The sequence below is a fragment of the Methylobacterium sp. J-030 genome, from assembly GCF_022829545.1.
Classification (GTDB): Bacteria; Pseudomonadota; Alphaproteobacteria; order Rhizobiales; family Beijerinckiaceae; genus Methylobacterium.
In genome coordinates this window covers 43,325-67,614 of the sequence record NZ_JAKSYM010000297.1, presented here as the reverse complement: position 1 = coordinate 67,614, position 24,290 = coordinate 43,325, and the positions used below count along the sequence as shown (strand labels likewise).

24 protein-coding genes are annotated in these 24,290 nt (G+C 68.5%); 12 read left to right on the top strand and 12 right to left on the bottom strand.

Translation table 11 applies throughout. The annotated features are described in order from the left end of the window. Positions 1 to 175 precede the first annotated feature (175 nt). Entirely contained in the window at positions 176 to 1,327 is a 1,152-nt protein-coding gene (locus MKK75_RS22430) for a sensor domain-containing diguanylate cyclase (RefSeq protein WP_244044727.1), read from the top strand. 22 nt (positions 1,328 to 1,349) lie between these two features. On the opposite strand, the gene MKK75_RS22425 is transcribed toward MKK75_RS22430, so the two are convergent. After that, a complete protein-coding gene (locus tag MKK75_RS22425) occupies positions 1,350 to 2,825 on the bottom strand; it encodes a PAS domain S-box protein (RefSeq protein WP_244044726.1) in 1,476 nt (491 codons plus the stop codon). 488 nt (positions 2,826 to 3,313) lie between these two features. Between MKK75_RS22425 and MKK75_RS22420 the strand changes: the two genes are divergently transcribed. Further along, positions 3,314 to 3,520, top strand: coding sequence for a SlyX family protein (locus MKK75_RS22420; protein WP_244044725.1), 207 nt, complete (start codon positions 3,314 to 3,316; stop codon positions 3,518 to 3,520). Between the two features lie 7 nt (positions 3,521 to 3,527). On the opposite strand, the gene MKK75_RS22415 is transcribed toward MKK75_RS22420, so the two are convergent. Continuing rightward, positions 3,528 to 4,961 (bottom strand): NAD-dependent succinate-semialdehyde dehydrogenase, encoded by a 1,434-nt coding sequence (locus MKK75_RS22415; protein ID WP_244044724.1) that lies wholly within the window; start codon positions 4,959 to 4,961, stop codon positions 3,528 to 3,530. A 101-nt stretch (positions 4,962 to 5,062) separates the two neighbouring features. Then, the gene (locus MKK75_RS22410; protein ID WP_244044723.1) at positions 5,063 to 5,848 is read right to left on the bottom strand and encodes a class II glutamine amidotransferase; all 786 of its coding nucleotides are present in this window, start codon (positions 5,846 to 5,848) and stop codon (positions 5,063 to 5,065) included. 320 nt (positions 5,849 to 6,168) lie between these two features. On the opposite strand from MKK75_RS22410, the gene MKK75_RS22405 reads away from it, so the two are divergent. Beyond that, positions 6,169 to 6,561 (top strand): response regulator, encoded by a 393-nt coding sequence (locus MKK75_RS22405; protein ID WP_244044722.1) that lies wholly within the window; start codon positions 6,169 to 6,171, stop codon positions 6,559 to 6,561. A 173-nt stretch (positions 6,562 to 6,734) separates the two neighbouring features. Here MKK75_RS22405 and rpsU read toward each other — a convergent pair whose 3' ends face one another. Then, positions 6,735 to 7,070, bottom strand: a complete 336-nt coding sequence (rpsU, locus tag MKK75_RS22400; protein ID WP_244044721.1) for a 30S ribosomal protein S21 — start codon at positions 7,068 to 7,070, stop codon at positions 6,735 to 6,737. Between the two features lie 221 nt (positions 7,071 to 7,291). On the opposite strand from rpsU, the gene MKK75_RS22395 reads away from it, so the two are divergent. Then, a complete protein-coding gene (locus MKK75_RS22395; RefSeq protein WP_244044720.1) occupies positions 7,292 to 8,338 on the top strand; it encodes a threonine aldolase family protein in 1,047 nt (348 codons plus the stop codon). Between the two features lie 208 nt (positions 8,339 to 8,546). On the opposite strand, the gene MKK75_RS22390 is transcribed toward MKK75_RS22395, so the two are convergent. Together MKK75_RS22390 and MKK75_RS22385 are read right to left on the bottom strand one after the other, a co-directional pair. Continuing rightward, entirely contained in the window at positions 8,547 to 9,734 is a 1,188-nt protein-coding gene (locus tag MKK75_RS22390; RefSeq protein ID WP_244044719.1) for a DUF1501 domain-containing protein, read from the bottom strand. Beyond that, a complete protein-coding gene (locus MKK75_RS22385; protein WP_244044718.1) occupies positions 9,731 to 11,257 on the bottom strand; it encodes a DUF1800 domain-containing protein in 1,527 nt (508 codons plus the stop codon). The genes MKK75_RS22390 and MKK75_RS22385 overlap by 4 nt, the downstream gene beginning before the upstream one ends. 179 nt (positions 11,258 to 11,436) lie before the next feature. On the opposite strand from MKK75_RS22385, the gene MKK75_RS22380 reads away from it, so the two are divergent. After that, the gene (locus tag MKK75_RS22380) at positions 11,437 to 13,050 is read left to right on the top strand and encodes a peptide chain release factor 3 (RefSeq protein WP_244044717.1); all 1,614 of its coding nucleotides are present in this window, start codon (positions 11,437 to 11,439) and stop codon (positions 13,048 to 13,050) included. Between the two features lie 20 nt (positions 13,051 to 13,070). Here MKK75_RS22380 and MKK75_RS22375 read toward each other — a convergent pair whose 3' ends face one another. Both MKK75_RS22375 and MKK75_RS22370 read right to left on the bottom strand, forming a co-directional pair. Beyond that, the gene (locus MKK75_RS22375; protein ID WP_244044716.1) at positions 13,071 to 13,529 is read right to left on the bottom strand and encodes a response regulator; all 459 of its coding nucleotides are present in this window, start codon (positions 13,527 to 13,529) and stop codon (positions 13,071 to 13,073) included. Between the two features lie 8 nt (positions 13,530 to 13,537). Beyond that, positions 13,538 to 14,005, bottom strand: a complete 468-nt coding sequence (locus tag MKK75_RS22370) for a BLUF domain-containing protein (RefSeq protein ID WP_244044715.1) — start codon at positions 14,003 to 14,005, stop codon at positions 13,538 to 13,540. A gap of 301 nt (positions 14,006 to 14,306) precedes the next feature. On the opposite strand from MKK75_RS22370, the gene MKK75_RS22365 reads away from it, so the two are divergent. The 5 genes from MKK75_RS22365 to MKK75_RS22345 all read left to right on the top strand — a co-directional run bounded on the left by MKK75_RS22365 (position 14,307) and on the right by MKK75_RS22345 (position 19,799). Next, positions 14,307 to 15,581, top strand: a complete 1,275-nt coding sequence (locus MKK75_RS22365; RefSeq protein WP_244044714.1) for a flagellar hook protein FlgE — start codon at positions 14,307 to 14,309, stop codon at positions 15,579 to 15,581. Positions 15,582 to 15,612: 31 nt separating this feature from the next. Continuing rightward, entirely contained in the window at positions 15,613 to 17,454 is a 1,842-nt protein-coding gene (gene flgK, locus MKK75_RS22360) for a flagellar hook-associated protein FlgK (protein WP_244044713.1), read from the top strand. A gap of 2 nt (positions 17,455 to 17,456) precedes the next feature. Next, entirely contained in the window at positions 17,457 to 19,064 is a 1,608-nt protein-coding gene (locus MKK75_RS22355; RefSeq protein WP_244044712.1) for a flagellin, read from the top strand. Positions 19,065 to 19,204: 140 nt separating this feature from the next. Then, positions 19,205 to 19,465, top strand: coding sequence for a hypothetical protein (locus MKK75_RS22350; protein WP_244044711.1), 261 nt, complete (start codon positions 19,205 to 19,207; stop codon positions 19,463 to 19,465). A 100-nt stretch (positions 19,466 to 19,565) separates the two neighbouring features. Further along, entirely contained in the window at positions 19,566 to 19,799 is a 234-nt protein-coding gene (locus MKK75_RS22345; RefSeq protein WP_244044710.1) for a porin, read from the top strand. An 18-nt stretch (positions 19,800 to 19,817) separates the two neighbouring features. Here the strand turns inward: MKK75_RS22345 and MKK75_RS22340 are convergent, their stop codons facing one another. Genes MKK75_RS22340 through MKK75_RS22330 form a run of 3 tightly spaced genes read right to left on the bottom strand, consistent with a single transcriptional unit; the run spans position 19,818 to position 21,785 of the window. Continuing rightward, on the bottom strand, positions 19,818 to 20,291 hold the full coding sequence (locus MKK75_RS22340) for a hypothetical protein (protein WP_244044709.1): 474 nt from the start codon (positions 20,289 to 20,291) through the stop codon (positions 19,818 to 19,820). Further along, a complete protein-coding gene (locus tag MKK75_RS22335) occupies positions 20,278 to 20,622 on the bottom strand; it encodes a rod-binding protein (RefSeq protein WP_244044708.1) in 345 nt (114 codons plus the stop codon). The genes MKK75_RS22340 and MKK75_RS22335 overlap by 14 nt, the downstream gene beginning before the upstream one ends. Before the next feature lie 26 nt (positions 20,623 to 20,648). Further along, positions 20,649 to 21,785: a flagellar basal body P-ring protein FlgI gene (locus tag MKK75_RS22330; RefSeq protein ID WP_244044707.1), complete on the bottom strand. Its 1,137-nt coding sequence runs from the start codon at positions 21,783 to 21,785 to the stop codon at positions 20,649 to 20,651. Between the two features lie 244 nt (positions 21,786 to 22,029). Between MKK75_RS22330 and MKK75_RS22325 the strand changes: the two genes are divergently transcribed. After that, entirely contained in the window at positions 22,030 to 22,458 is a 429-nt protein-coding gene (locus MKK75_RS22325) for a flagellar assembly protein FliX (RefSeq protein WP_244044706.1), read from the top strand. Positions 22,459 to 23,013: 555 nt separating this feature from the next. On the opposite strand, the gene MKK75_RS22320 is transcribed toward MKK75_RS22325, so the two are convergent. Beyond that, a complete protein-coding gene (locus tag MKK75_RS22320; protein WP_279594054.1) occupies positions 23,014 to 23,799 on the bottom strand; it encodes an N-acetylmuramoyl-L-alanine amidase in 786 nt (261 codons plus the stop codon). Between MKK75_RS22320 and MKK75_RS22315 the strand changes: the two genes are divergently transcribed. Next, positions 23,798 to 24,124, top strand: coding sequence for a hypothetical protein (locus tag MKK75_RS22315; protein ID WP_244044704.1), 327 nt, complete (start codon positions 23,798 to 23,800; stop codon positions 24,122 to 24,124). The two genes, MKK75_RS22320 and MKK75_RS22315, sit on opposite strands and share 2 nt — an antisense overlap. Positions 24,125 to 24,290: the final 166 nt, after the last annotated feature.

The window sequence follows — 24,290 nt, the reverse complement described above, 5'->3', positions numbered from 1 at the left end:
CCGGTTCCCGAGGACTTATGTTCTTCGTATAGGCGGGAATATAGCAGCCGATTATGCTTATGGATGAGATCGCGCTTTACTGATATCTGTATACCCTGATTCGTCTTCGAACGATCTCGGTGGCGTTGGGCGGGCTGGGTGGCCGTGTACTCGAGCGGGGAATCGTTGGACGGTCGTGCACCTTGATCCCGTCACGCTGCTCATCGTCAATTCGACGGTCACCCTGCTGGTGGGTGCGCTGTTCCTCACGTCTTGGCGCCAAGCACCCGAGGAGCGGACCCTCGCCTTCTGGGGCGTGTCTCATCTCGTCGGCGCGGCCGGCGCAGCCGGGCTCGCGCTCCGGGGGCAGATTCCCGATTCGATCTCGATCGTGCTGTCCAACGCGGTGATCCTATCCGCCTACGGTCTGATCTGGAGCGGCGTTCGCTCGTTCGAGCGTCGCCGCCCCCGCGCGGAGCTGGCGATAGCGGGTGCGCTCGTCTGGTGCCTCCTCTGCCTCATCCCGGCTTTCTATGACTCGCTGACCCTGCGCATCGTGTACGCCTCGGCGGTGGCGACGATCTATTGCGGCTGCGCGACCGCGGAGGTCTGGCGCGGCCGTGAGGAGCGGCTGGCGTCCCGGGTCACGGCTGCCGCCGTGCTCGGTCTGCACGGCGCTTTCTACTTCGGGCGCATCCCCGCGACGCTGCTGGTCCCGCCGCAGGTCGATCCAAACCCGCTGGACTCGCCCTGGGTGGCGATCCTGTGCTTCGTGACGATCCTGTTCTCCATCGCCGCGGCCTTCACCTTCATGGCGCTGGTGAAGGAGCGGGCCGAGCGGGAGCAGCGCATCGCCGCTTCCACCGACGCGCTCACGGGCGTGCGCAACCGCCGCGCCTTCGTGGAGGCCGCACGCGCTGCGCTGGACAAGCGCGACGTCGGTGCGCTGCTGCTCGTCGACCTCGACCGGTTCAAGGCGGTCAACGACGTCCACGGGCACGCGGTGGGCGACGCCGTGCTGGTGGGATTCTGCACCATGGCGACGTCCCTGCTGCCGCACGACGCGCTGCTGGGGCGGCTGGGCGGAGAGGAGTTCGTCTGCTTCCTGCCGGACGTCTCGCCCGCCGAGGCGCTGGCTCGGGCCGAGGAAATGCGCCGCACCTTCGCGCGTCTCCGGGTGCCCGAGCTCCCGGAGCTGCGCGTCAGCATCAGCATCGGCATCGCTCAGGCGCGGGACGAGATCGGCTTCGACGCGCTGATCCGGCGGGCGGATGCCGCGCTCTATGCCGCCAAGAACGGCGGCCGCAACCGGGTTGCCGTGGCCGAGACCGCCGCGCGGGCGGCCTGAGCCCGGCGGCGGCGTCATCCGGTCACGCCAGGGCGCGGGCCGCCTCCGACACCTTGCGCACCGACTCGTCCACCTGGGCCGACGAGGCCGCGATATCCGCCATCGCGGCCCGCGCCGCGTCGACGCTGTGGGCGGCCGATTGCATGTTCTCGGTCAGGTCGCGGGTCACCGCCGCCTGCTCGGTGACGGCGGACGAGACGCTGAGCGTGATCGCGCTCAGTTGCTCGATGGTCGTGCCGATCCCGTCGATGGCGGACACGGCCTTGGCGGTCTCGGTCTGGACGGCCGTGATCTGGCTGCCGATCTCGCCTGTCGCCCGGGCGGTCTGCTCGGCCAGGGCCTTCACCTCGGCGGCCACGACCGCGAAGCCCTTGCCGGCGGCGCCCGCACGCGCGGCCTCGATCGTGGCGTTGAGGGCGAGGAGGTTCGTCTGGTCGGCGATCGAACGGATCAGGTTCACGGCGGCGCCGATCCGGTCGGCGGCCCCGGTCAACCCGATCACGATCCCGCCGGCCTCCTCGGCGCGCGTGACCACTTGGTCGACCGAGGACTTCGCCATGAGCGCGTGACGGCTCAACTCCTCGATGGAGGCGGCAAATTCCTCCGAGCCGGCCGCGACCGCCTGGACGTTGCGGGCGGTCTGGTTCGAGGACTCGGCGGTTTCGTCCGCCTGCCGGACGACGCGGCTCATCGAATCCCGGATCGCCGCGATGTCCGCGTCGATGGCGCGCTGACCCTCGGCCCGGCGCTGGCGGTCCTCGACCTGCCGGGTCACGTCGGTGGCGAACTTGACCACCGCGCAGGGCTTGCCCTCCGCATCCAGAACCGGGTTGTAGGCGCCGAAGATCCAGACGACCCGCCCGTCCTTGCCGATCCGGCGGAACTCGCCGGCCTGATACTGCCCCGCCCCGAGGTCCGCCCAGAACCCCGCGTAATCCGGGCTCGCCGCCTCGGCCTGCGGCATGAACATCCGGTGATGCCGGCCGCGGACCTCGTCGAGGGTGTAGCCCATGGTCGAGAGGAAGTTCGCGTTGGCGTCCGTGATGGTCCCATCGAGGGCGAAGCAGATCACCGCCTGCGACCGGTTGATGGCCGCGATCTGGCCCGCGTAGAGCGCGGCGCGCGCCCGCTCCTCCGTGATGTCGGTGGCAATCTTCACGATCTTGGTCGCCCTGCCGTTGCGATCCAGGATCGGGGTGTAGGCGCCCTTGATCCAGACGATCCGCCCGTCCTTGGTCCGGCGGGCGAACTCGCGCACCTCCGGCTGACCGGCCCGCAGCCGGTCCCAGAACGCGGCGTAATCCGGGCTCGCGCGCTCGGCCTCCGGCACGAACAGGCTGTGGGGGCGCCCGCGCACCTCCGCGAGGGTGTAGCCGACGAGATCGAGGAAGATCGCGTTGGCATCCGTGATGTGGCCCGCCGGATCGAATTCGACCCGTCCCATGGTCCGGTCGAGGGCCGTCAGCGGCACGTCCGTACCCAAACCAAACAGTGCCATCTGCAGCCCCGATTTCAACGCATGATTGGGTTTCAGTATGCACAGCAGGATGGTTTAAAATCGGATAACTTATCCGGTCATAGGCAGCGAATTTCATTCATCGTCCGCTTCGAAACAATTTCTCGGTCGGCTAAATCGAGCTAAGTCTAATTTTGCCAATAATTCGAGGTCGGTTATTAATCGATGAGATGTGCTTCACGACGATGCGCTGAGAATGAAAATCAGAAGATGGCAGACGCCGACTGGTTTCATACCGGCCGCATTTGACCGCTTTCATCTTCGTTTGGGCAGGCAGCGTTCGAGCGGCAAACGTCATCGTCCTGGAAAGGTACGCGGATCAGGCCGCTTACCGGACGACGAACCGCGGCGCGCGTCTCTAAACTTCGGTAAAAGGTCGCTGTCTGAGCAGCCCCGCGCTGAGGAGCCGCGTCTTCGCTGAAAGTGCGGCAAGCGCGGCCGGTTTGCTGCCCGGCCAAGGGAGATCAGGGATGGACGAACCCGACCGGATGAATCGTCTCGAGATGCGTCTCACCGAGCAAGAGGCGACGATCGAGGATCTGAACCGCGCCGTCACCGAGCAGTGGCGGGTGATCGACCGGCTGTCCCGACAGATCGCGGGCTTGCGCGAACAGGTCGAGGAGGCGGCGGCCAGAGCTGTCCCGCGGGGGCCAGAGCCGCCGCCTCCGCATTACTGATCGGCCGTCAGAAGTTTGCCTGGGTGACGAACTTGGTCACCAGGTAGGCGTCGAGCGCCTCCGGGCCGCCCTCGCTGCCGTAGCCGGAATCCTTGACGCCGCCGAACGGCGTCTCCGGCAGGGCGAGGCCGTGATGGTTGATCGAGATCATGCCGCTCTCGACCGTGTTCGACACCCGCGCCGCCCGCTCGGCCGAGCGGGTATAGGCGTAAGCCGCTAGCCCATAGGGCAGGCGGTTGGCCTCCGTCAGGGCTTCCGCGTCGTCCGAGAACCGGTTGATGATCGCGAGGGGGCCGAAGGGCTCCTCGTTCATGATCCGGGTGGTGAGCGGCACCTCCGTGAGGACCGTCGGCTCGAAGAAGTTGCCCCGGTTGCCGATCCGCTTGCCGCCGGTGCGGAGCGTGGCGCCGCCCGATTCGGCATCCGCCGTCAGCGCCTCGACCGCTTCGAGGCGCCGCCCGTGGATCAGCGGACCCATCTTGGTCTCGGGATCGAGCCCGTCCCCGACCTTGAGGCTTTCGGCAAAACTCGCAAACCCCTCCACGAACCGGTCGAACACGGAATCGTGCACGAGGAAGCGGGTCGGCGAAACGCAGACCTGTCCGGCGTTCCGGAATTTCGAGGGCGCCAGGACCGAGATCGCCTTCTCGACGTCGGCATCGCCGAACACGATCGCCGGGGCATGGCCGCCAAGTTCCATGGTGGCCCGCTTCATGTGCTCGCCCGCGAGCGCCGCGAGCTTCTTGCCGACCACCGTGGAGCCGGTGAACGAGATCTTCCGGATCACCGGATGCGCGATCAGGTAGGACGAAATCGTCGCCGGATCGCCGTAGACCAGCGCCAGCGCGTCCCCGGGGATGCCGGCATCCAGGAAGGCGCGCACCAGGGCGGCGCAGCTTGCCGGCGTATCCTCGGGGCCCTTCAGGATCACCGTGCAGCCGGTGCAGAGCGCGGCCGAGATCTTGCGCACCGCCTGGTTGATCGGGAAGTTCCACGGCGTGAAGCAGGCGACCGGCCCGACCGGCTCGCGGATTGCGGCCTGGAGCACGCCGTCGGCGCGGCCCGGGATGACGCGGCCGTAGGCGCGTTTCCCCTCCTCGGCGAACCAGTCGATGATGTCGGCGGCCGCCAGGGTCTCGATTCGCGCCTCCGCCAGCGGTTTGCCCTGTTCCTGGGTCATGATCCGGGCGATGTCGTCGGCGCGCTCGCGCATCAGGTCGGCCGCCTTGCGCATCACCTTGGCGCGCTCGAAGGGTGCGACCTTCCGCCAGGTCGGGAAGGCGCGGGCCGCCGCCGCCAGGGCCTCGTCGAGATCCGCCGTGCCGGCCACCGCGCACCGGCCGATCGTCTCGCCGGTGGCGGGGTTCAGGACTGGCAGCGTCTCCTGTCCGGCGCCCGCGCGCCAGCGCCCGGCGATGTGAAGCTCGGTATCCGGATACATCGATCGATCCCCGCCCGGCCGCAGCGTCGGCCGCGGGCGGATAGTGGCCATTCGGCGCGTGCGGGCAATGCCCGCGGCGGCATGGCTGGGGCGGTTGTCACTCAGGCGGCGGCGCGGGCCCGCTCGGGGGCGTCCACGACGGTCGCGGTTCCGTGTCGGGCGCGCAGCGTCGCGCCCTTCGGCACCATCCGCCAGCCGTCGCGGCAGCCGTCGATCGGCTCCGAGACCACGACGATGCCACCCGGACCTTCGCGGAAATAGAGGCTCGGCGGGCGGCCGTCGCAGGCCCAGCGATAGGCGGTGAGGGTCTCACCGTCGGTGAGCAGAGCCGTGAAGCGGACGGGCTCGCAGATGGCGGCTTCATCCATCAGCCCGCGGATCATCGTCAGCGTGCGCGCCATCGCGCCCACGGGATCCTGCTCCAGCCCGTTGGCCAGCGCCAGGAGGAAGATCGCCTCGGAATCGGTGCTGCCGCGCCGGTGATCGTAGAGCGCGTCCGGGATCAGGGCCTCGAGCCGGCGCTTGATCCGGTGATAACCGCCGATCTGGCCGTTGTGCATGAACAGGTGCCGGCCATGGACGAACGGATGGCAATTGGCCCGGGCGGTCGCGGTACCCGTCGAGGCGCGGACATGGGCGAAGAAGGTCCGCGCCCGTACCTGCCCGCAGAGGTTGACGAGATTTTCGTCCGACCAGGCTGGCGAGATGTCGCGATAGACCCCCGGCTCGGGCCGCTCGGCGTACCAGCCGATGCCGAACCCGTCGCCGTTGGTCTCGGTTTTCCCTTCGTCAGCGTGCAGCGACTGATGCACCAGCGAGTGGGTGGGCGCGCAGACGAGGTCTGAGAGGAAGACCGGCTCACCGCTGTAGGCGAGGAAACGGCACATGTCGGACAGCGATCCTTCAGCTCTGGCCCGCGGGAACCCGAAGGAACGCCGCCATGGGTTGGGGACGTTCCGTCGCAGGATGTTAACAGTCGGTCCACACGGGTGAACAGCTTCTTAACTGCAGCTCCGATGCGCCAAATTCAGGCGCATCGCTCGAATTTGGCGCGGTCTGATTGCAGGGCGGGCATGCCGTCCCGGAGTGCACCGACTCTTGTGAGCCGGCTGCTGACAGGTCAGCATGGCCGAATCGGGGAATCAGAAGCCTGTTTTCAGGGCCGTGACCCGGTGTGGGGCGACGCACCCAGCTCAGGAGACTTTTTATGGATCGCGCACTGCCCGAGTGTTCCAACCCGGTGGCCCTCGTCGTCGAGGACGATGCGGCGGTCCGCGACCTCGCCACCGCGGTGCTGGAAGAGACGGATCTCGGCGTGATCGCCTGTGAGAGCGCCGAGGCCGCGCTCTCGGTGCTGGAGCGCCCGGATGTCACCGTGGCGCTGCTCTTTGCCGACGTGCGCCTGCCGGGCGCCATGGACGGCGTCTCCCTGGCGCAGGCGGTAGGCCGCCGCTGGCCGGATGTGCGGGTGGTCGTGACATCGGGGGCGGGGCGCGACGCGCGCCTGCCCGATCAGGCGGTCTACATGCAGAAGCCATGGCGCGCCCTCGATGTGCTGGTGCAGGCCGAGCGGGCGACGTTGGCCGCCAAGGCGGCCTGAGCGGGGTGGTCTAGACAGGGTGCGAGGCGTTGCGCGTCTCTCCCTCCCCCGCAGAGGGGGGAGGGGAGGCGCGTGTCGGATCCGGACCGCCACACGCGACGAATTGAGCCCAGAAACGAAAAAACCCGGCCGCTCGCGCGGGCCGGGCGTTTCTCAGATCGCGGCTTCGTCGTTCAGGCGACGGGGGCGGGGCTCACCGGCACCTGACCCGAGGCGTTGCCACCCTGGCCCTGCGTGGCCGACGGGGACGGGAAGCCCGGGCGGCGGCTGCCGGCGGGGAAACGGGGCTTCGGCTTCGGCGCGGCGATCAGGCCCTCGCGGATCGCGGTCTTGCGGGCCTGCTTGCGGGCGCGGCGGACGGCCTCGGCCTTCTCCCGGGCCTTGCGCACGGACGGCTTCTCATAAGCCTTGCGCTGCTTCATCTCGCGGAAGATGCCCTCGCGCTGCATCTTCTTCTTGAGGACGCGGAGCGCCTGATCGACGTTGTTGTCGCGAACGAGTACCTGCAACGGACTTGATCCTCTGGACCTGGATTTTGGGGCTCGCGCAGCCCGCCGCCGATCTGGAAACCGGCAACGTCCCTCGCCCGGGTGAACCCGGGAGGGACGGGAACGTCGGTTTCCGAATCGGCGTGGAGCCCACGCCTTGGCGCGGGTATTACACCAAGCGCGCACCAGTTCCAACCTGTTCGCACGATCGATCTTCGGCACCGGCGTGATAGGTTGCCCGGATGAGACACGACGACTCGCAGCAATTCGCCAGCGATAACTATTCCGGCATCTGCCCGGAGGCCTGGGCCGCCATGGAGGCGGCCAATCGCGGCCACGCCCCGGCCTACGGCGAGGATGCCTGGACGGAGCGGGCCGCGGACGCGTTCCGCACCCTGTTCGAGACCGGGTGCGAGGTGTTCTTCGCGTTCAACGGCACCGCCGCGAATGCCCTGGCGCTGGCGGCGCTCTGCCAGTCCTACCACAGCGTGATCTGCGCCGATTCGGCCCATGTCGAGACCGACGAGTGCGGCGCGCCGGAATTCTTCTCCAACGGCTCGAAGCTGCTCACCGTGCCCACCGAAGGGGGCAAGCTCACCCCGGAGGCGATCCGCGGCCTCGCCAGGAACCGCAACGACATCCACTTCCCGCGGCCCCGGGTGGTCACCGTCACCCAGCCGACCGAGACCGGGCAGGTCTACAGCCTCGCCGAACTCCAGGCCCTGTCGGCGACCTGCCGGGAGCTGGGGCTCGCCCTGCACATGGACGGCTCGCGCTTCGCCAATGCCTGCGCGAGCCTCGGCTGCAGCCCGGCCGACATGACGTGGCGCGCCGGCGTCGACGTCCTGTGCTTCGGCGGCACCAAGAACGGCATGCATGCCGGCGAGGCGGTGGTGTTCTTCGACCGGAAGCTCGCCGAGGATTTCGGCTATCGCTGCAAGCAGGCCGGCCAGCTCGCCTCCAAGATGCGCTTCCTGTCCGCCCCCTGGGTCGGCATGCTGGAGAGCGGAGCGTGGCTCCGGAACGCGGCCCACGGCAATGCCTGCGCCCGGCTGTTCGCCGAGGGCGTCTCCGGGCTGCCGGGGGTGCGGACGCTGTTCCCCGTGGAGGCGAACGCCGTCTTCCTGGCGATGCCGCCCGCCACCATGGACGGCCTGCGCGCCCGGGGCTGGCGGTTCTACACCTTCATCGGCGGCGGGGCGCGCTTCATGTTCGCCTGGGACGCGAAGCCAGATCGAGTCGATCAACTGATCGGCGATCTGTGCGGGCTGGCGGTCGCGGCGGCTTGACCGCGCTTCCGCCGTCCCGGTCACGGCACGGCTTCGCTGATCCTACTCACCCCCTCATCCTGAGGTGCCGAAGCGCAGCGTAGGCCTCGAAGGAGCCCTCCAGGGATCGCGCGATTTCTGGAGCCCTCCTTCGAGGCCCGCTTCGCGGTCACCTCAGGATGAGGGGGATGGATGGGACGGGCGTGATGCTTCGGTGGATGACGGCAGGCTACAGCAACGCCAGATCCGCCGGGTCCCCGCTCGGAAAAATCCGGCGCAGGCTCGCTTGGTCGAGGCCGTAGAGGCGCCGGAACAGGCCGCCGAGCAGCCCGCGATAGTCGGTCAGCACCGGATAGTCCCGGTTCTGGAACAGGCTGGCCTCGTCGGCCCGCACCTGCGGCCCGGCGATCCGGCCGCCCCGGACGCCGCCGCCCAGGATCCAGTAGATGCTGCCGTGGCCGTGGTCGGTCCCGCGGTTGCCGTTCTCGCGGAAGGTGCGGCCGAACTCCGACAACACCACCACCACGGTGTCGGACCACCCGGACCCGATCTCCTCGACGAATCCGGACAGGCCCCGTCCCAATTCGCCCAGCCGGTCGGCGAGGTAGCCGGTTGCCGCACCCTGGTTCACGTGGGTGTCCCAGCCGCCGACATCCACGAAGCCGAGATTGAAGGAGTCGCGCATCAGGCGGCCGATCCGCCGGGCCGACAGCTCGAACCCCTTCGGCGAGACCGCGCCGCGGTCGGCCTGGGCCGCGTGGTCGGAGATCGAGCGGTAGACCTCGTCGCGCACGCGAAACCCTTCGGTCACGGCCCCGGCGAGCTTGGTGCCGCTGTACATGGCGCCGATGAGCTTCGCCTGCCGGTCGTCGATCCCGGGCTTACCGACGCCGTTGATGGCGATGTTCGGCACCGTCTCGCCACCCCGGAAGATCAGCGGCATCTGGTCGGTGAAGGCGATCGGTCGGACCCGGGTCAGCTCCGCGGCGAGCCGCGCCATGAACCCGGAATTATAGTCGCGGGCGGCCCCGAACGTCTGGCCCATCTCGATCGTGTCCTGCGTCTCGAAATGGCTGCGGGTCAGGTCGTCGGTCCCGGCGAAGGGTACGAAGGCCGCTTGCCCCTTGGCGTAGAGCGGCAGGATCGTCTCGCGCAGCGCGGGATGCAGGCTCCAGTCGGCGTCGAGCGCGAGCGCCGCCTTCGGATCTGATGCGTCGGGCTTCGGGATCGCGAGGTTCGGCCGCGACCGGCAATAGAACTCGCTGCCGGTGGGGATCACCACGTTGGCGGCGTCGTAGGCGCCGCGCAGGAACACCACGAGGAGGCGCGCATCGGCCTTCGGGGCCGCCCAGACGCGCCCCGCCACCGTGGACAGGCCGAGCGCCGCCGAGGCGCGGATCAGGTCGCGACGGTTCATCGCATGAACTCCGGCGATGCGAGGTAGAGGGTGTTCCAGTCCTGGGGCGAGACCGCCTGGGCGAGCGCCGCCCGGGTGGACGCCGAGAGGGTGCCCGACAGGGCCGCGAAGTAGAGCCCGTTGGCGAGCACCGGGAAGGCCGGCTGCTCGGGCTGGTCAGGTGTCGGCGGCTTGAACAGCCCGGCCGAGCCGGAGCCGATCTGCCGGGCGATCTCGAACCGCGTCGCGAGCTGCCCCGGCCCGCTCCAGGCCGCGGAATCGAGGGGGTAGCCGTCGGGCGTCGAGCGGTTGAACAGGCCCTCGCCGAGCCGGTTCAGCCAGCCGAGGACCGGGCCGGGGTTGAGGATCACGCGCTCGTCATAGGCCATGCGCACGGCCGAGAAGACGTAGCGCACCGGATCCTTCAAGCCGCCGCGCTCGCTCGCGAAGGCCGGCTCGCGCACCAGCGCCTCCATCACGGCCGCGATGTCGCCGTCCGTGCGGGTGAAGACGGCGGCGAGGCGGCCCACCAGAGCGTCGTCGGGCGCCTGCCCGAGGAAGTAGGCGGCGAGCGTCCGGGAGACGTTCGTCGCGGTGGCGGGATGGTGAGCGATGAGGGCCAGGGCCTGCTCGACCTCCGGCCAGCCGCGGCCCTCGATGCGCGTGCCGAGGAAGACCTTGTCGCCGTAATCGTGGCGGTTCGGGTTGAACGCGAACAGCCCGTCGCGGCGGAAATCGGCGGCGTGCTCGGGCCGCAGCTTCGGATCCTCGGGCTTCAGGTCGACGCCGACCCCGGTGAGGATCCGCGCCAGCGCCTCCACGTCCCCCTGCGTGTAGCCGGAGCCGACACCCATCGTGTGCAGCTCCATGATCTCCCGGGCGTAGTTCTCATTGATGCGGCCGGCGGCGTTGTCGGCGTTGTCGAGGTAGCGCAGCATCGCCGGGTGGCGCAGGCTGGCCATCAGCAGGTCGCGGAACCGCCCGAGGGCGTGCGGGCGGATGGCGGTGTCGAGGTAGTCGCCCACGGCGGCGCGGAGCGTCGCCTTGCCCTGATGCACGTTGAACCGGTTGAACCAGAACCAGGTCAGCCGCTCGCGGAGCTGATCCGGGCTGTAGAGGGCGCGCAGCACCCAGGCCGCGGCGGCGTTGCGTGAGGCCACGTTGAGCGCCGCCTGGAAGGCCTGTTGCCCGGCCTTCCTGGCCTCGGGGTCCTGGATGTCCTTGTAGGCCTTCGCCTGCGCGTCGAGCGCCTGGGCCCGCTCGAACAGGCTGCCCGGCGGGGTCAGCGCGTCGACGGCGGCCTGCGCGTCCGGCGGCAGCCGCGTCCCGGCGGGCGGATGGAGCTGATCGTGCAGCCAGCGCGCCCGCCCCTCGGCCTCGAGCCGCGCGAAGCCGGAGGGCGTGGCGCCCCAGGTCAGGGCGTCGAGGAAGGCGGCATCGGCCGCCGCGGACGGGGCGGGCGCGCCGGCCGCCCGCGGGCCGGGACCCGCCGAGGACAGGAGCAGGGCGGCGGTCAGGAGACAGCGTGATGCAGCGCGCGCCATGGCAGCCTCACGGATCGTGAATCGGCGTAGGGAGGCTGGTGCCGGGCCCCTGTACGGTCCCTGAAGGGACGCCGCGATGAGCCCCGCGTCTTTGCCAATATCGGGGCATCCCGCTACACGATCCCGAGACCGCGCCCGACGCGCGCCCTCACGTTCCGACGACCCAGAGCGTTCGCTCCATGCTGATGCAAACCAAGACCGAGGCGAGGCCGGCCGATCCGGTGTCGCGGCGGCGCACCTTCGCGATCATCTCCCACCCGGACGCGGGCAAGACCACGCTCACCGAGAAGCTGCTGCTGTTCGGGGGCGCGATCCAGCTCGCCGGCGAGGTGAAGGCCAAGCGCAACCGGGTCTCGACCCGCTCTGACTGGATGGGGATCGAGAAGGAGCGCGGCATCTCGGTGGTCACCTCGGTGATGACCTTCGAGTACGGCGACTGCGTCTTCAACCTGCTCGACACGCCCGGCCACGAAGACTTCTCGGAAGATACCTATCGCACCCTGACGGCGGTCGATTCGGCCGTGATGGTGATCGACGCCGCCAAGGGCATCGAGGCGCGCACGCGGAAACTGTTCGAGGTCTGCCGCCTGCGCGACATCCCGATCGTCACCTTCGTCAACAAGCTCGACCGCGAGGCGCGCGACCCGTTCGAGCTGCTCGACGAGATCGAGAAGACGCTGGCGCTCGACGTCGCCCCGATCACGTGGCCGATCGGCACGGGCCGCAACTTCTCCGGGACCTACGAACTCGGCGGCAAGCGTGTGCGCCGGCTCGACGCCGCCGAGGATGCCGGGATGGTCACTGTGTCGGGCCCCGACGATCCGCTGTTCGACGACCTGCTCACCGAGAACGGCGCGGCGGCTGCGTGGCGCGAGGAGGTGGAACTCGCCGAGGGCGGCCTGAAGACGTTCGACCTCGACGCGTTCCGCGAGGGCCACCTGACGCCGGTGTTCTTCGGCTCGGCGCTCCGCAATTTCGGCGTGCGCGACCTGATCGACGGTCTTGCCCAGGTTGCGCCGCCGCCGCGCGGCCAGGACGCCGACAAGCGCGTCGTGGAGCCGACCGAGCCGCGCATGACCGGCTTCGTGTTCAAGATCCAGGCGAACATGGACCCGAACCACCGGGACCGGATCGCGTTCATGCGGGTCTGCTCGGGCCGGCTCAACCGGGGCATGAAGGCCCGGCTGGTCCGCACCGGCAAGCCGATCTCGCTCTCGGCGCCGCAATTCTTCTTCGCGCAGGACCGCGCCATCGCGGACGAGGCCTTCGCCGGCGACGTCGTCGGCATCCCGAACCACGGCACGCTGCGGATCGGCGACACGCTCACGGAGGGCGAGGACATCGTGTTCCGCGGGGTGCCGAGCTTCGCCCCCGAGATCCTGCGCCGGATCAAGCTCACCGACGCCATGAAGGCCAAGAAGCTGCGCGAGGCGCTCCAGCAGATGGGCGAGGAGGGCGTGGTCCAGGTGTTCGTGCCGCAGGACGGCAGCCAGGCGATCGTCGGCGTGGTCGGCGCGCTCCAGCTCGACGTGCTGAAGGAGCGGCTCCAGGCCGAGTACGGCCTCCCGGTGGATTACGAGACCTCGCGATTCTCGGTCTGCCGGTGGGTGTCGTCCGACTCGGAGATCGAGCTCGACAAGTTCGTCGATTCGCACGGCTCGGCCATGGCCAGGGACCTCGACGGGGCGCCTGTCTTCATGGCGACGACCGCCTTCTCGCTCCGCTACGAGGAGGAGCGGTATCCGGCGGTGCGCTTCACCGACGTGAAGGATTATCAGAAGCGGGTTTGGTGAGGGTCGGAAGCGCCGCGGCCTCAGAACTTCCCGAGCATCGGAAACTCGACGCTCAGGCTCGATTCCGCCGCGATCGGCGCCTCGCGCTTGCGCGGCTTGCGGTTGAGCACCTGCTTCAGCTTCGTCTTCAGCACCGCCATGTCGAACGGCTTGAGGATGAAGGCGTCCGCGCCCGCTTGGTGGGCGAGGTTGATGTCCTCGAAGTCGAAGGACGACTCGGTCAGCATGAAGGGCGTGTTCATCAGCGTATCGTCGGCGCGGATCTCGCGCAGCAGGCTGAGGCCGTCCATCGGCTCCATGTCGAGGTCGGAGATCACCAGGGCGTAGCGGCGCTGCCGCATGCGCTCCAGCGCTTCGGGAGCGCTGGTGACGCCCTCGACATCCGGGAAGCCGATGCGGGTCATCAGCATCACGATCAGCCGGAGAAGCTTCTCCTGGTCGTCGACGATGAGAATCGGATTCGAATCGCTCTCGGACATCGCGCGGCTCAGACGAAGAGATGGTCGATGCCCTGACGGGACATCGTGTCGGATTGCAGGGACAGGCAAAGGCCGTGGATCGCCGAGGCCTTCGGCGTGCCGCGCTGGAGCATCGGCAGCAGGTTGGCCTTCGAGAACAGCGTGTCGTTGCCCGCGCTGCGCTGGGCGCTTTTGAAGGAGTGGACGAACTCGCGCTTGGCGATCTCCCGCCACTCGCTGATCTGCACGTCCCGATGGCGGCTGTCGGCGCTCACCCGGTCGAAGGTCTCGTGGACCGACGAGCGCTCGCCCTCGATGACCTGGCAGGCGAAGTTGCCCTCGATCACCAGGAAACTCGTGATCACCGCGAATTCGTTCTTCTTTTGGGCGATGCGGCCGATCTCGGCGATCTGCTCGGACCGCTTCGCCGGTTCCGACGACAGGTTCAGGCGCGAGAAGTAGATGATGTGGACGAGGCTCGTCCGTTTCGCCCGCATGATCCCGAGACCCGAAATCCCAACCGGTCCGGCGCGTCCGCTCAGGCCGCGCCGCCCCCAATCCTGGCCGACGACGATCCTCGCATGAATCCGGATAACGCGCCGTAAACGAGGGCGGGCGGGCGCCCCGGGCCGACGGCGCGTCCGCCGGGCAGGATTTGCCGGGCCCGGCCGTTCAGGCTGCCAGAACTGCCGGGTCCGTCCGGGACACCATCAGCACAATCAAGGGCTTGGCGGTGGCACGGCGGTTGCGGCCGACCGGGCCTGCGGGCCGTGCCGGCGCGCATCGGGATCGCTCGCCATGGATCTTTTTTCCGCCCTGCAGACCTCGGTCTCCGGACTGCAGGCGCAGTCCTACGCCATCAGCAACATCTCCGGGAACATCGCGAACTCGCAGACGACCGGCTTCAAGCGCGTCGACACCAGCTTCGTCGATCTGATGACCGAGACGACGCCCAAGCGCGAGGTCTCGGGTTCGGTCCTGGCGCAGTCGCAACTCACCAACACGATCGCCGGCAACGTGGTCTCGACCAGCACGCCGACCAACATGGCGATCAACGGGACGGGCTTCTTCACGGTGGTGCAGAAGACCGGTGACGCCAACGGCGCCGCGACCTTCAGCGGCACCAATGCCTACACCCGCCGGGGCGACTTCGCCCCGACCGCGGACGGCTTCCTGATGAACGGCGCCGGCGGCTACCTGACCGGCAACAACCTCGATCCGACCACCGGACAGGTGACCAGTTCGGGTGCGATCAAGATCGGCAACCCGACCCTCCCGGCGCAGCCCACCACGACGATCTCGTATGCGGCCAACCTCCCGGCGACACCGACGACGAGCGCCTCCGCCGTCCCGGCCGGCAGCATCGCCGGCCCCTCGATCACGGCCTACACGTCCTCCGGGGCGCCGGTCACGGTCAACATGCGCTGGACGCAGGTTTCCACCAGCACCGCGGGGGCGACCTGGAAGCTGTCCTATAACAGTGGCACGACGGACAACCCGACCTGGACGGACGTGGCAACGCAGTTCACCTTCGATTCGACGGGCAAGCTCACCGCGCCCGCCGCGACCGGCACCCCGAGCGCGACGACGGTCGATCTGAGCGGCGACGTCTTCTCCGGCTACACGTTCCCGAAGCTGACCCTGGATGTCTCGGGCGGCCTGACGCAATACTCGGATGCCAGCGGCTCCGTGACCACCAATGCTTTGAGCCAGGACGGCAGCACCTCCGGCACGTTGACCAGCGTCGCGGTCGGCACGGACGGCAAGATCAACGGCACCTTCTCGAACGGCACCGTGAAGGCCCTCGCCACCGCGGGCATCGTGCAGTTCGCCGACCCGGACGGGCTCAAGGCCGATACGAACGGCAACTACCTGCAGACGGCCGATTCGGGACCGCCGCTTTCCGGCCTCAACGGCAGCACGATCACGGGCGCCGCCGTCGAACAATCCAACACCGACATTGCAAGCGAATTCTCTAAGATGATCGTAACCCAGCAGGCCTATTCTGCGAACACGCGGGTCATGTCGACGGCTCAGACGATGATGTCTGACTTGCTCAACGTGATCCGCTGAGTGTGGGACGCCGGACAGCGGAGGGCGTGAGATGTCGCTGAATGCGCTTTCGACCGCCACCGCAGGGCTGGCCGCCACGCAGGCGGCGATCAACGTCGTCTCGCAGAACGTCGCCAATGCCGGGACAGCGGGCTACGTCAAGCGGACGCTCTCGACGGTCTCCACCGGTCCAAACAATTCGGGGGTTGCGGCCGGGCAGATCACCCGCAACTTCGACGCGGCGGCGCTCAGTCAGCTCCGGCTTGAGACGTCGGGCGCCGCCTACACCAGCACCAAGGCCGGGATCGCCACGCAGCTCGACGCCCTCTACGGCACGCCGGGTACCGCCTCGTCACTCGACGGCACCCTGAACACCTTCACCGAATCGCTGCAGGAACTGTCCGCGAACCCGACCTCCGCCCCGGCCCGCACGACGGTGCTCGGCGACGCCTCGGCGCTCGCCAGCCAGATCAACAGCGCCGCCAACACGGTGCAGACCCTGCGCACCGGGATCGAATCGCAGCTCGGCACCGACACGAACGCGGCGAGCGCGCTGCTGACGAGCATCGCGAGCCTGAACACGAAGATTCAGAACACCTCCGACAGCGCATCGCTCGCCGACCTGCAGGACCAGCGCGACCAGGCTGTCACCAGCCTGTCGAGCTACATGGACATCACGACGACCGCGCAGCGCGACGGTACGGTCTCGGTCCTGACCCAGTCGGGCGTGACGCTTGTCGATCGCGGTTCCGCGGCGTCGCTGAGCTTCGACGGGCGCGGAACGCTGAACGCCAATTCGACCTATTCCTCCAACCCGAACCAACGCTCGGTGGGGACCATCACCGCCACGCTGCCGGGCGGCGGCCAGATCGATCTGGGCGAACCGGGGGTCCTGCGCTCCGGGAGCCTCGCGGCCGAGTTCGAACTGCGCGACCAGACCCTGCCGCAGGCCCAACGCCAGCTCGACGACCTCGCGGCGGGGCTCGCCACCGCGCTGACCAACAAGCAGGTCACCGCGACGCAGGGCACGGGAAATTCCGCCACGATCGACCTGACCGGCCTCCAGGCCGGCAACACCCTGACGATCCCGGCCAGCGCCAACAGCACCGGCCGGAACATCATCCTGGTCGCGTCCAACTCCGCATCGACCTCCATCACCGCGAGCCAGACCGCCGACGCCAACGCCCTCGTGGCCAAGATCCAGCTTCCGTTGAATCCGGCGCAGATCAGCACCGCTCTGAGCGCCCTCGATCCGACCCTGTCGGTAAGCGGCACCGGCGCCAGTATCACCATTACGAGCAGCAGCACCGCCGCCAACCCGCCCCAGGTCGCCGCGACGGCGAGCATCACCGTCCCGACCTCGACGGATCCGACCTCGGGTTATCCCCAACTCGCCCTGTTCGTGGACGGCAACGGCAACAGCCTCTACACGGGCTCGCTCGACGGTGGCTCGAAGCTCACGGGTCTCGCCCAGCGCCTCGCCGTCAACAGCAACGTGTCCGCCAACACGGCGGTGCTGACGGCAACGAGCGCGACGGATTCGACCGCCAGCGCGGCCCGGGCGCAGGGCCTGTTCACGGCCCTGACCTCCACCCAGCAAACCTTCTCGTCGGCGAGCGGGGTCGGCGGCGTTTCTGCGCCCTATAGCGCCACCGTGGCCGGCTTCGCGCAGGACATCATCGCGACCCAGGGAGCCGCCTCCGCGAACGCGACCGCGATCGATGCGACGCAGCAGACGGCGCTCTCCACCGCTCAGGCCCGGTTCTCCTCGGCGGCCGGGGTCAACATCGACCAGGAGATGTCGAACCTGATCGCGCTGCAGACCGCCTACGGCGCCAACGCCCGGGTGCTCACCGCGGCCCGCGACATGCTTAACCAGTTGCTGCAGATCTGATCATGACGACGATCACGCCCTTCGCGGCCGGCTCCTACCTCACGACGCGGAACGCCTCGCAGCTCGCCGCGCTGAAGAACCAGCTCACCGACCTGTCGAGTCAGGTCTCCACCGGGTTGGTGGCGACGACCTATGGCGGCCTCGGCTCCGGGCGATCGACGGCGCTCGCCGCCCAGGCGACGCTGAGCGCGCTCACCGGATACGCGGCCGGTATCGGCGCCGCGCAGACGCGCACGAACCTCGCGGTGACCAGCCTGACCCAGGTCGCGACGCTCGGCAGCAGCGCCCGCGACACCCTCAACAATGGCGTCCAGAGCGCGGCGGCCGACTCCGTCGCCGTTCGCTCCACCGCGCTGGGGAACTTGCAGACGGCGCTCGACACGCTCAACCAGTCGGCGGCGGGCAACTACCTGTTCGGAGGCAGCGACACCACCACCCAGCCGGTGGCCGACGTGGACACGGTCCTGAACGGGACGACCGATGATCAGGGCCATTCGATCGCTGGGCTGACCGCTGTGGTTGCGGAGTATGTCGGGGCCGCGGTCGGGACCGCCAAGAACGGACGGCTGACCCAGGTGCCGGACCCGGCATCCACCACGTCGTCGACGACGGTCCAGGTGACCGACGAGGCGAACAGCGCCACCCGCGGCCTGTTCGGGTTCACCCTCGCCGCGACGCCGACCGTGACGGGCTCCGCGCTCAGCGCCACCTATAGGCCGGCCGCAGCTTCCGCGCCGGCCTCCTTTACCCTGTCTCTGCCGTCTCAGCAGCCTCTGCCGGGCGACAGTGTGACGATCGCGCTGGGGCTGCCGGACGGCACGACGAAGACGCTGACATTGACGGCAGCGGCGAGCGCGGACTCCGGTTCGACCACGACCTTCGCCATCGGGTCGAGTCCGAGCGATACGATGCACAACCTGTCGACGACGCTGAACAACGCGCTGACGGGGCTGGCGAGCAGCACGCTGGCCGTGAACGCCACCGCCGCCGCCGCGTCGAGTTTCTTCACGGGTTCGGTGAAGGGCGGCCCATCGAACACCGGGGTGATGCCCGAGCGCGTCGCCTTCGACGCCAACAACAACCCGATCGGCTACAAGCCCGCAAGCGCGACCGATACGGTGCTCTGGTATCAGGGCGAGAACACGTATGCGGCGGGCAAGCAGACGGACGCGATCAACACCCAGTCGGTCCAGGTCAGCGCGGGCGCCAGCATCGGCACGGGTGCGCGTGCCATCGATCCGGCGGTGCAGAACGTCCTCGCCGGCCTCGCCACGATGGCCTTCGCTCTGCCGACGACGAACGATGGCTCGACCAACGCCACCTACCAGTCGGTGGTCGACACGGCCGGCACGCTCCTGACCGCCGCCGACGGAAGCTCCGGCGTTCAGGACACCGTCACCCAGCTCTCCCTGGCATCCGCGCGCCTGACCAACGCCAGCAGCACCAACGCAGCCACCCAGAACACCGTGCAGAACACCCTGGACGGGATCGAGCAGGCCCCCACCGAAGAAGTCGTCACCAAGCTCCTCGACGTTCAGAACCGGCTCCAGGCGAGCTATCAGATCACAGCCACGCTCTCGAAGCTCTCGCTGGTCAACTACATCAGCTGAGCCGGGGCCCGGGTGCGCTGTGCAATCGCGCAGCTGTGTGGTGAACCGATCGCCGCGATCATAGTCCTGCCGCTTTCCCGCACTGAACTGTGCGTTGCGGTTGCACCGTCACGTCGCTGCTGATTCGAGGAGGGCTCCGCATGTCGCTGTCCGAACCCGTCGAACTCGTCCGTCGTCTGGGCGGCCCAGAGCGGATCGGTGCGATCGTGAAGGTTGAGCAGGCCATCGACACGTACAGCGCCGGATATCCACGGCTGGACGATCGCGGTATCGCACTGGACATCCTGCTGCGCGACCTCGCCCGGCTGCGCATTCTGGAGCCGGACCTCGACCCGGTCATCAGCGAGGTCGAAGGTTATATCGATGTCCTGCACCGGCAGTTGTCCCGCCTTGCCGCGTAGCCGGTACCGGTGGCGTTGGCCGCTCCCGGCTCTCGCGCCGGCTCTTGCGCTCCTGATCGCCGCGGGCTCCGCGTCGGCCGGCGAGCCGCAGAAGGCGCCCGTGGCCCCCGGCCCCGTGCCGTGCCCCACGAAGGGGCCGGGCTTCGTCCGACTGCCGGGCAGTGACAGTTGCATCCGCATCTCGGCCCGGGTCGCCGCCGGGTTGGACCTGCGCGCCGGGCGAGCCCCCGCGGCGGCGCCTCTGGTCGCCGGCCACCTCGCCATCGACAACCGCGCCGACACGGATCTCGGCGAGGTGCGGACCTACCTGCGGTTCGGCAACGGCCGCCGGTGACATCCGCAGCCGCGGGATCTACAGATTGCGCGACAGGACCAGGGGACCGCTGCGTACCCCGCGTCCGTACGGGGAGGGGGCCGGGGCCTGCCGGCCGTAGCCTGAAGGCAGTTGCGCCCGCCCGATCTCCTCCGCCAGGGACCTGATCAGGCCCTCCGACACGCCGCGCGCGCTGTCGAGCACGGTCTGGTTCGCCTCGACCGTGGCGGTGAACCGCTTGTGCGCGGTCCGCAATCGTTCGACGCCCTCGGGATGGAAGCGCTTCAGCGCCACGGCGTTGGCCTTGGCGACCTCCAAGCCCTGCATGTAGGCTGCCGCCAGCGCCGCCTTCGGCTCGGCGGCCGCGATCCCCTCCCGCAGCCGCCCGGCGCGGACATGGGCCGCCTCCTCGGCGAGCACCGCCTCAAGGGCGGCCATGTTGCCGAGCACGCCCGCGACCAGCGCCTCCGCGGTCACGCGGTCCGCGACGCGTAGCGCCTCAGCCGTTGGCATGACTCGTTCCATTGCTCGATGCTCCCTGCATCTTCATGATCTCGCGGAAGATCGAATCGGCAATGCCGACGCCGCCGCTCTTCACGATCTGTCCCGCATATTCCTTGGTCAGCATCGAGCGGTAGATGCCGCCACCGGTGCCGTTCTCGCCGAGCGGGCCATCGGTCCCCTCGGACTGGGTGAGACGGTCGAGGCTCGATTCCAGGAACATCGACTCGAACTCCGTGGCGGTCTTCCAGGCCTTGGCCCGGTTGGCGGTGCCGACGATCCCGTCGACCGCGGTCCCGATGCCCGCAGCGGCGTTGGCCGCGGGGCTGGCGAATGGCAGCATGATTCGGGTCCTCCTCGGGGGATTCGTCACATCAGCTCGATCTCGGCCTGCAGGGCGCCCGCCGCCTTGATCGCCTGCAGGATCGAGATCAGGTCGCGGGGGCCGACGCCGAGGGCGTTGAGGCCGTCCACGAGTTCGCGCAGGCTCACGCCCTCCTTGACCAGGGCCAGCTTGTTGCCCTCGCCGGTATCGACCTTCACGCCGGTGCGCGGCACCACGACGGTGCGCCCGTTGGAGAGCGGCGCCGGCTGGCTCACCTGCGGCTGCTCGGTGATGGTGATGGTCAGGTTGCCCTGCGCGATCGCCACCGTGGACACGTGCACGTCGCGGCCCATCACGATGATGCCCGAGCGCTCGTCGACGATCACCCGGGCGGTCTGGTCGGGCTCGACCTTGAGCTGCTCCACTTCGGTGATCAGCCGGATCATGTTGCCGTTGTAGCGGGCCGGGATCTGAATCGTGACGGTGGCGGGATCCGTGGGTTCGGCCGTGTCGGCGCCCATGAAATCGTTGATCGCCGCCGCGATCCGCTTCGAGGTGGTGAAGTCCGGGTTGCGCAGGGACAGGCGCAGGGACTTGGCGTCGTTCAGCTTGAAGGCGATCTCGCGCTCGATATTGGCTCCGTTTGAGATGCGCCCGTTGGTGGGGACCCCCCGGGTGATCTTGGCGGCGGCGCCCTCGGCGGCGAAGCCCGCGATGGCCACCGAGCCCTGCGCCAGGGCGTAGACCTCGCCGTCGGCGCCGAGGAGTGGCGTCACCAGCAGCGTACCGCCCTGGAGCGACTTGGCATCGCCCAGGGAGGAGACCGTGACGTCGATGCGGGTGCCCTGCGCGGCGAAGGGCGGCAGGCTCGCCGTGACCATGACGGCGGCGAGGTTCTGCGTGCGCATCGTGGCGCCGCGGGTGTTGACGCCGAGCCGCTCCAGCATCGCCTGCAGCGACTGCTTGGTGAACGGGATGTTGTTGAGCGTGTCGCCGGTGCCGTTGAGGCCGACCACGATGCCGTAGCCGACGAGCTGGTTCTGGCGCACGCCCTCGATGGAGGCGAGATCCTTGACGCGCGACAGGGCGAGCGCCGGGCCGGAAAGGGCCGCGAGCAGCAGCGCGCCGGCGCAGAGGCCGAGCAGGGAGTGCAGGAGACTGAACGCGGGACGCGGGCGCATGCCGGGGGGTTTCACGGGTGAACGGACCTGCCGTCCTCCTGCCAGCGCCGTGCCATCCCGGACCGCCGGCCAAGCGCCTTCAGACATTGTCTTTTCGCGATCCAGGGCGATCCGGATGGGCGCGCGGCGCCGGCACCGGAGCTGCCTACCCGGCAGCTTCTGCCGCCCCGTTTACGGACGCTTAACCCCGCCGGCCGACCTTCCGGTGCGGCGCAGGGGCGCTTGGAGCAACGCGAACCGCATCATGCGCGTCGAGACTCGCCAGCCGATCCAGAGCGCGGGCGGCGTCGCGGCCCCCCGGCGGCCCGAGGGCGGCGGTGGTTTCAGCCTCGACGCGGCCGCGCCTCCGGCGTCCGGCGCCGGCGCGCCCGCGGCGGCCGCCTCGCTCGCGGGGCTCGACGCGGTGCTGCTCCTGCAGGCCGAGAGCGAAACACCCCAGGAGCGGCGGCGCCGCTCGGCCAAGCGCGGCCAGGATCTCCTCGACGGCCTCGACCGGTTGAAGGCCGCCCTGCTCGGCGGCCGTGTGGCGCCGCAGGAGCTGCGCACCATCGCGGGCCGGTTGGCCGAGCGCTCGGGTCCGTCGGGCGATCCGCGGCTCGACGGCCTCATGGCCGAGATCGAGCTGCGGGCCGCGGTGGAGCTCGCCAAGCTGGAAGTGCGTCGGGGCGCGTGATCTCCAGCAAGACCGCCCCGCGTTCGAGTCGGGAGACGGGCAACCTTATTTGCAGCCGCCCGTGAGATTCCCGCTGACGAGATGTCCCGTGTAGGGGAAGACCTTGTCGCTCATGCCGTCAGAACCCCTCTGGCTCAGGTTCACGGTCTGCACCACGCGACGGCTCGTCCGAAATCGGAGCGTCGCTGGGCGCGCCGTATCGGCGGCGACGCCGCGGATGACCGTGCGGGACTGGCCGGGCGCACGCTCGATGATGAGGGTCCTCGTCCTGGCGACGTAGGTCGTGGTTATGAATGGCTCGGTGTAGATGCACGTCAGCGTCCGTGGGAGCGCCCGCGCGGCCGTGGCGGAGCCGTAGATCAGCGCGACGGCGAGGGCATACCCGATGACCCGGCTTTGGGACCGGTTGCAGCACGCAAAGCCGACTCGGCGTAAGAGAACGCCGCCAAGCTGCGACCGAGAGCGATCCCGCACATTGAACCCGGCGCAGCAGACCGTAGGCGTCTTCCGCATTGTCGTCCTTCGAGGGCCACTGGCCCGCGCCCCGGACTATCCTCAGGCGGCTTCCAGCGAAGCCCAGGTTCTAGGACCGACGATCCCGTCGGGCACAAGATTTTTTTTGCGTTGGAATTCCCTGACGGCCGCTTCGGTCGCCCCGTCATACGTATCGTTGGCCGCGAGCGCGAGCTTGTTCTGCACCTGGGTGACGTAGGCACCCGTAGTGCCGCGGCGCAGGGTCGGGCGATTCGCGGCGTCCGCCACTGGGATGATGCGCGGTGCCGGGGCGGTCCCGGCCATGATCGCCGCCACCGCAGTCCGAAACGGCTTCATATCGAAAGTCGGGTCGACTTTCCGGCCTAAGGGCAGCGCATATTCCTTGTGCCCGCAGCACATGATGGCGTTCGCCTTGATCTTCTTCAGGATGGCTGCAACGCCGCGTTCGTAGGCGTCGATCTGGATCTCCGGCCAAGGGTCCGCCGATGCGCCGCTCGTCAGGCCGGTGTTCTCGGCTTCAATCCCGATGAAGCTCGAATTACCGGTCGTGATGCCTTGCCAGCAACCCGGCCCAGCATGATAGGCCCGCCCCGCCGCTACGATATAGAAGGTCCCGTCCCGTCCGAGACCGAGTTGCGCGAGCGGCCCGGAAAGGCCCAGGCGGCCCTCCGTGATCACTTTGAGGCTCGGCATGTTGCCCTTCAATGGGCCGGCCGTGTGGTGACAGATCACCCCCTTGATCGGCCCGACATCACCGTGGCCGCGGGTTTGCCAGCCCGGCTGCTCTGCGACTTTGAGCCCGGCATCCTGCAGAACGCGCGGGAGCCACGTGAGAGCGTATGGCATGTCAAGCGATGCCTCCGGTTGCAGGGGGAAGGTCCTGATCGCCCGTCGGGGCTTCCTGAGTGAAATCCAGATCGCAGCCGTCGAGGTCGTTCGTGTCGTCCAAGGCGGCCGAGCGACGCACACGCTTCGTCAGGACTCCACCGTGCGCTGCGGGCAGATCCTCGTCCGCAAGCAACTCACCGGCACCGAGCTTTACGTCACACAGACAACCGTCGACATGATCGTGGTCGTCCGTATCGGCGACAGCAACGGCAGTCGGGCGAGGCATCTCAGCGTCTCCGATTTGGTCGAATCACTTGCCTGTCTAGAGTATCATTCGCGATAGTAATTTTCAATTTTGTGTCTGAACCGGTCTGAAATTACATGTACGAATATTATATATCATAAATTTTAAAAACATTGCCCTGATCTAAAAATCGATCGAAATCACTATCATAATATAATCGAGCTTAAAAAACACATTTCACAGTAAAGAAGTATAATTCTACAGA

What these genes read in the sequence shown, in the direction of transcription:
- MKK75_RS22335 (WP_244044708.1), bottom strand. Translation starts at nt 20,622, where the DNA reads ATGCTGCCATTCGCCAGCCCCGCGGCCAACGCCGCTGCGGGCATCGGG.
- MKK75_RS22410 (WP_244044723.1), bottom strand. Translation starts at nt 5,848, where the DNA reads ATGTGCCGTTTCCTCGCCTACAGCGGTGAGCCGGTCTTCCTCTCAGAC.
- MKK75_RS22420 (WP_244044725.1), top strand. Translation starts at nt 3,314, where the DNA reads ATGGACGAACCCGACCGGATGAATCGTCTCGAGATGCGTCTCACCGAG.
- flgK (WP_244044713.1), top strand. Translation starts at nt 15,613, where the DNA reads ATGTCGCTGAATGCGCTTTCGACCGCCACCGCAGGGCTGGCCGCCACG.
- MKK75_RS22380 (WP_244044717.1), top strand. Translation starts at nt 11,437, where the DNA reads ATGCTGATGCAAACCAAGACCGAGGCGAGGCCGGCCGATCCGGTGTCG.
- MKK75_RS22365 (WP_244044714.1), top strand. Translation starts at nt 14,307, where the DNA reads ATGGATCTTTTTTCCGCCCTGCAGACCTCGGTCTCCGGACTGCAGGCG.
- MKK75_RS22425 (WP_244044726.1), bottom strand. Translation starts at nt 2,825, where the DNA reads ATGGCACTGTTTGGTTTGGGTACGGACGTGCCGCTGACGGCCCTCGAC.
- MKK75_RS22395 (WP_244044720.1), top strand. Translation starts at nt 7,292, where the DNA reads ATGAGACACGACGACTCGCAGCAATTCGCCAGCGATAACTATTCCGGC.
- MKK75_RS22325 (WP_244044706.1), top strand. Translation starts at nt 22,030, where the DNA reads ATGCGCGTCGAGACTCGCCAGCCGATCCAGAGCGCGGGCGGCGTCGCG.
- MKK75_RS22355 (WP_244044712.1), top strand. Translation starts at nt 17,457, where the DNA reads ATGACGACGATCACGCCCTTCGCGGCCGGCTCCTACCTCACGACGCGG.
- MKK75_RS22390 (WP_244044719.1), bottom strand. Translation starts at nt 9,734, where the DNA reads ATGAACCGTCGCGACCTGATCCGCGCCTCGGCGGCGCTCGGCCTGTCC.
- MKK75_RS22350 (WP_244044711.1), top strand. Translation starts at nt 19,205, where the DNA reads ATGTCGCTGTCCGAACCCGTCGAACTCGTCCGTCGTCTGGGCGGCCCA.
- MKK75_RS22370 (WP_244044715.1), bottom strand. Translation starts at nt 14,005, where the DNA reads ATGCGGGCGAAACGGACGAGCCTCGTCCACATCATCTACTTCTCGCGC.
- MKK75_RS22340 (WP_244044709.1), bottom strand. Translation starts at nt 20,291, where the DNA reads ATGCCAACGGCTGAGGCGCTACGCGTCGCGGACCGCGTGACCGCGGAG.
- MKK75_RS22405 (WP_244044722.1), top strand. Translation starts at nt 6,169, where the DNA reads ATGGATCGCGCACTGCCCGAGTGTTCCAACCCGGTGGCCCTCGTCGTC.
- MKK75_RS22375 (WP_244044716.1), bottom strand. Translation starts at nt 13,529, where the DNA reads ATGTCCGAGAGCGATTCGAATCCGATTCTCATCGTCGACGACCAGGAG.
- MKK75_RS22385 (WP_244044718.1), bottom strand. Translation starts at nt 11,257, where the DNA reads ATGGCGCGCGCTGCATCACGCTGTCTCCTGACCGCCGCCCTGCTCCTG.
- MKK75_RS22330 (WP_244044707.1), bottom strand. Translation starts at nt 21,785, where the DNA reads ATGCGCCCGCGTCCCGCGTTCAGTCTCCTGCACTCCCTGCTCGGCCTC.
- MKK75_RS22415 (WP_244044724.1), bottom strand. Translation starts at nt 4,961, where the DNA reads ATGTATCCGGATACCGAGCTTCACATCGCCGGGCGCTGGCGCGCGGGC.
- MKK75_RS22320 (WP_279594054.1), bottom strand. Translation starts at nt 23,799, where the DNA reads ATGCCATACGCTCTCACGTGGCTCCCGCGCGTTCTGCAGGATGCCGGG.
- MKK75_RS22315 (WP_244044704.1), top strand. Translation starts at nt 23,798, where the DNA reads ATGTCAAGCGATGCCTCCGGTTGCAGGGGGAAGGTCCTGATCGCCCGT.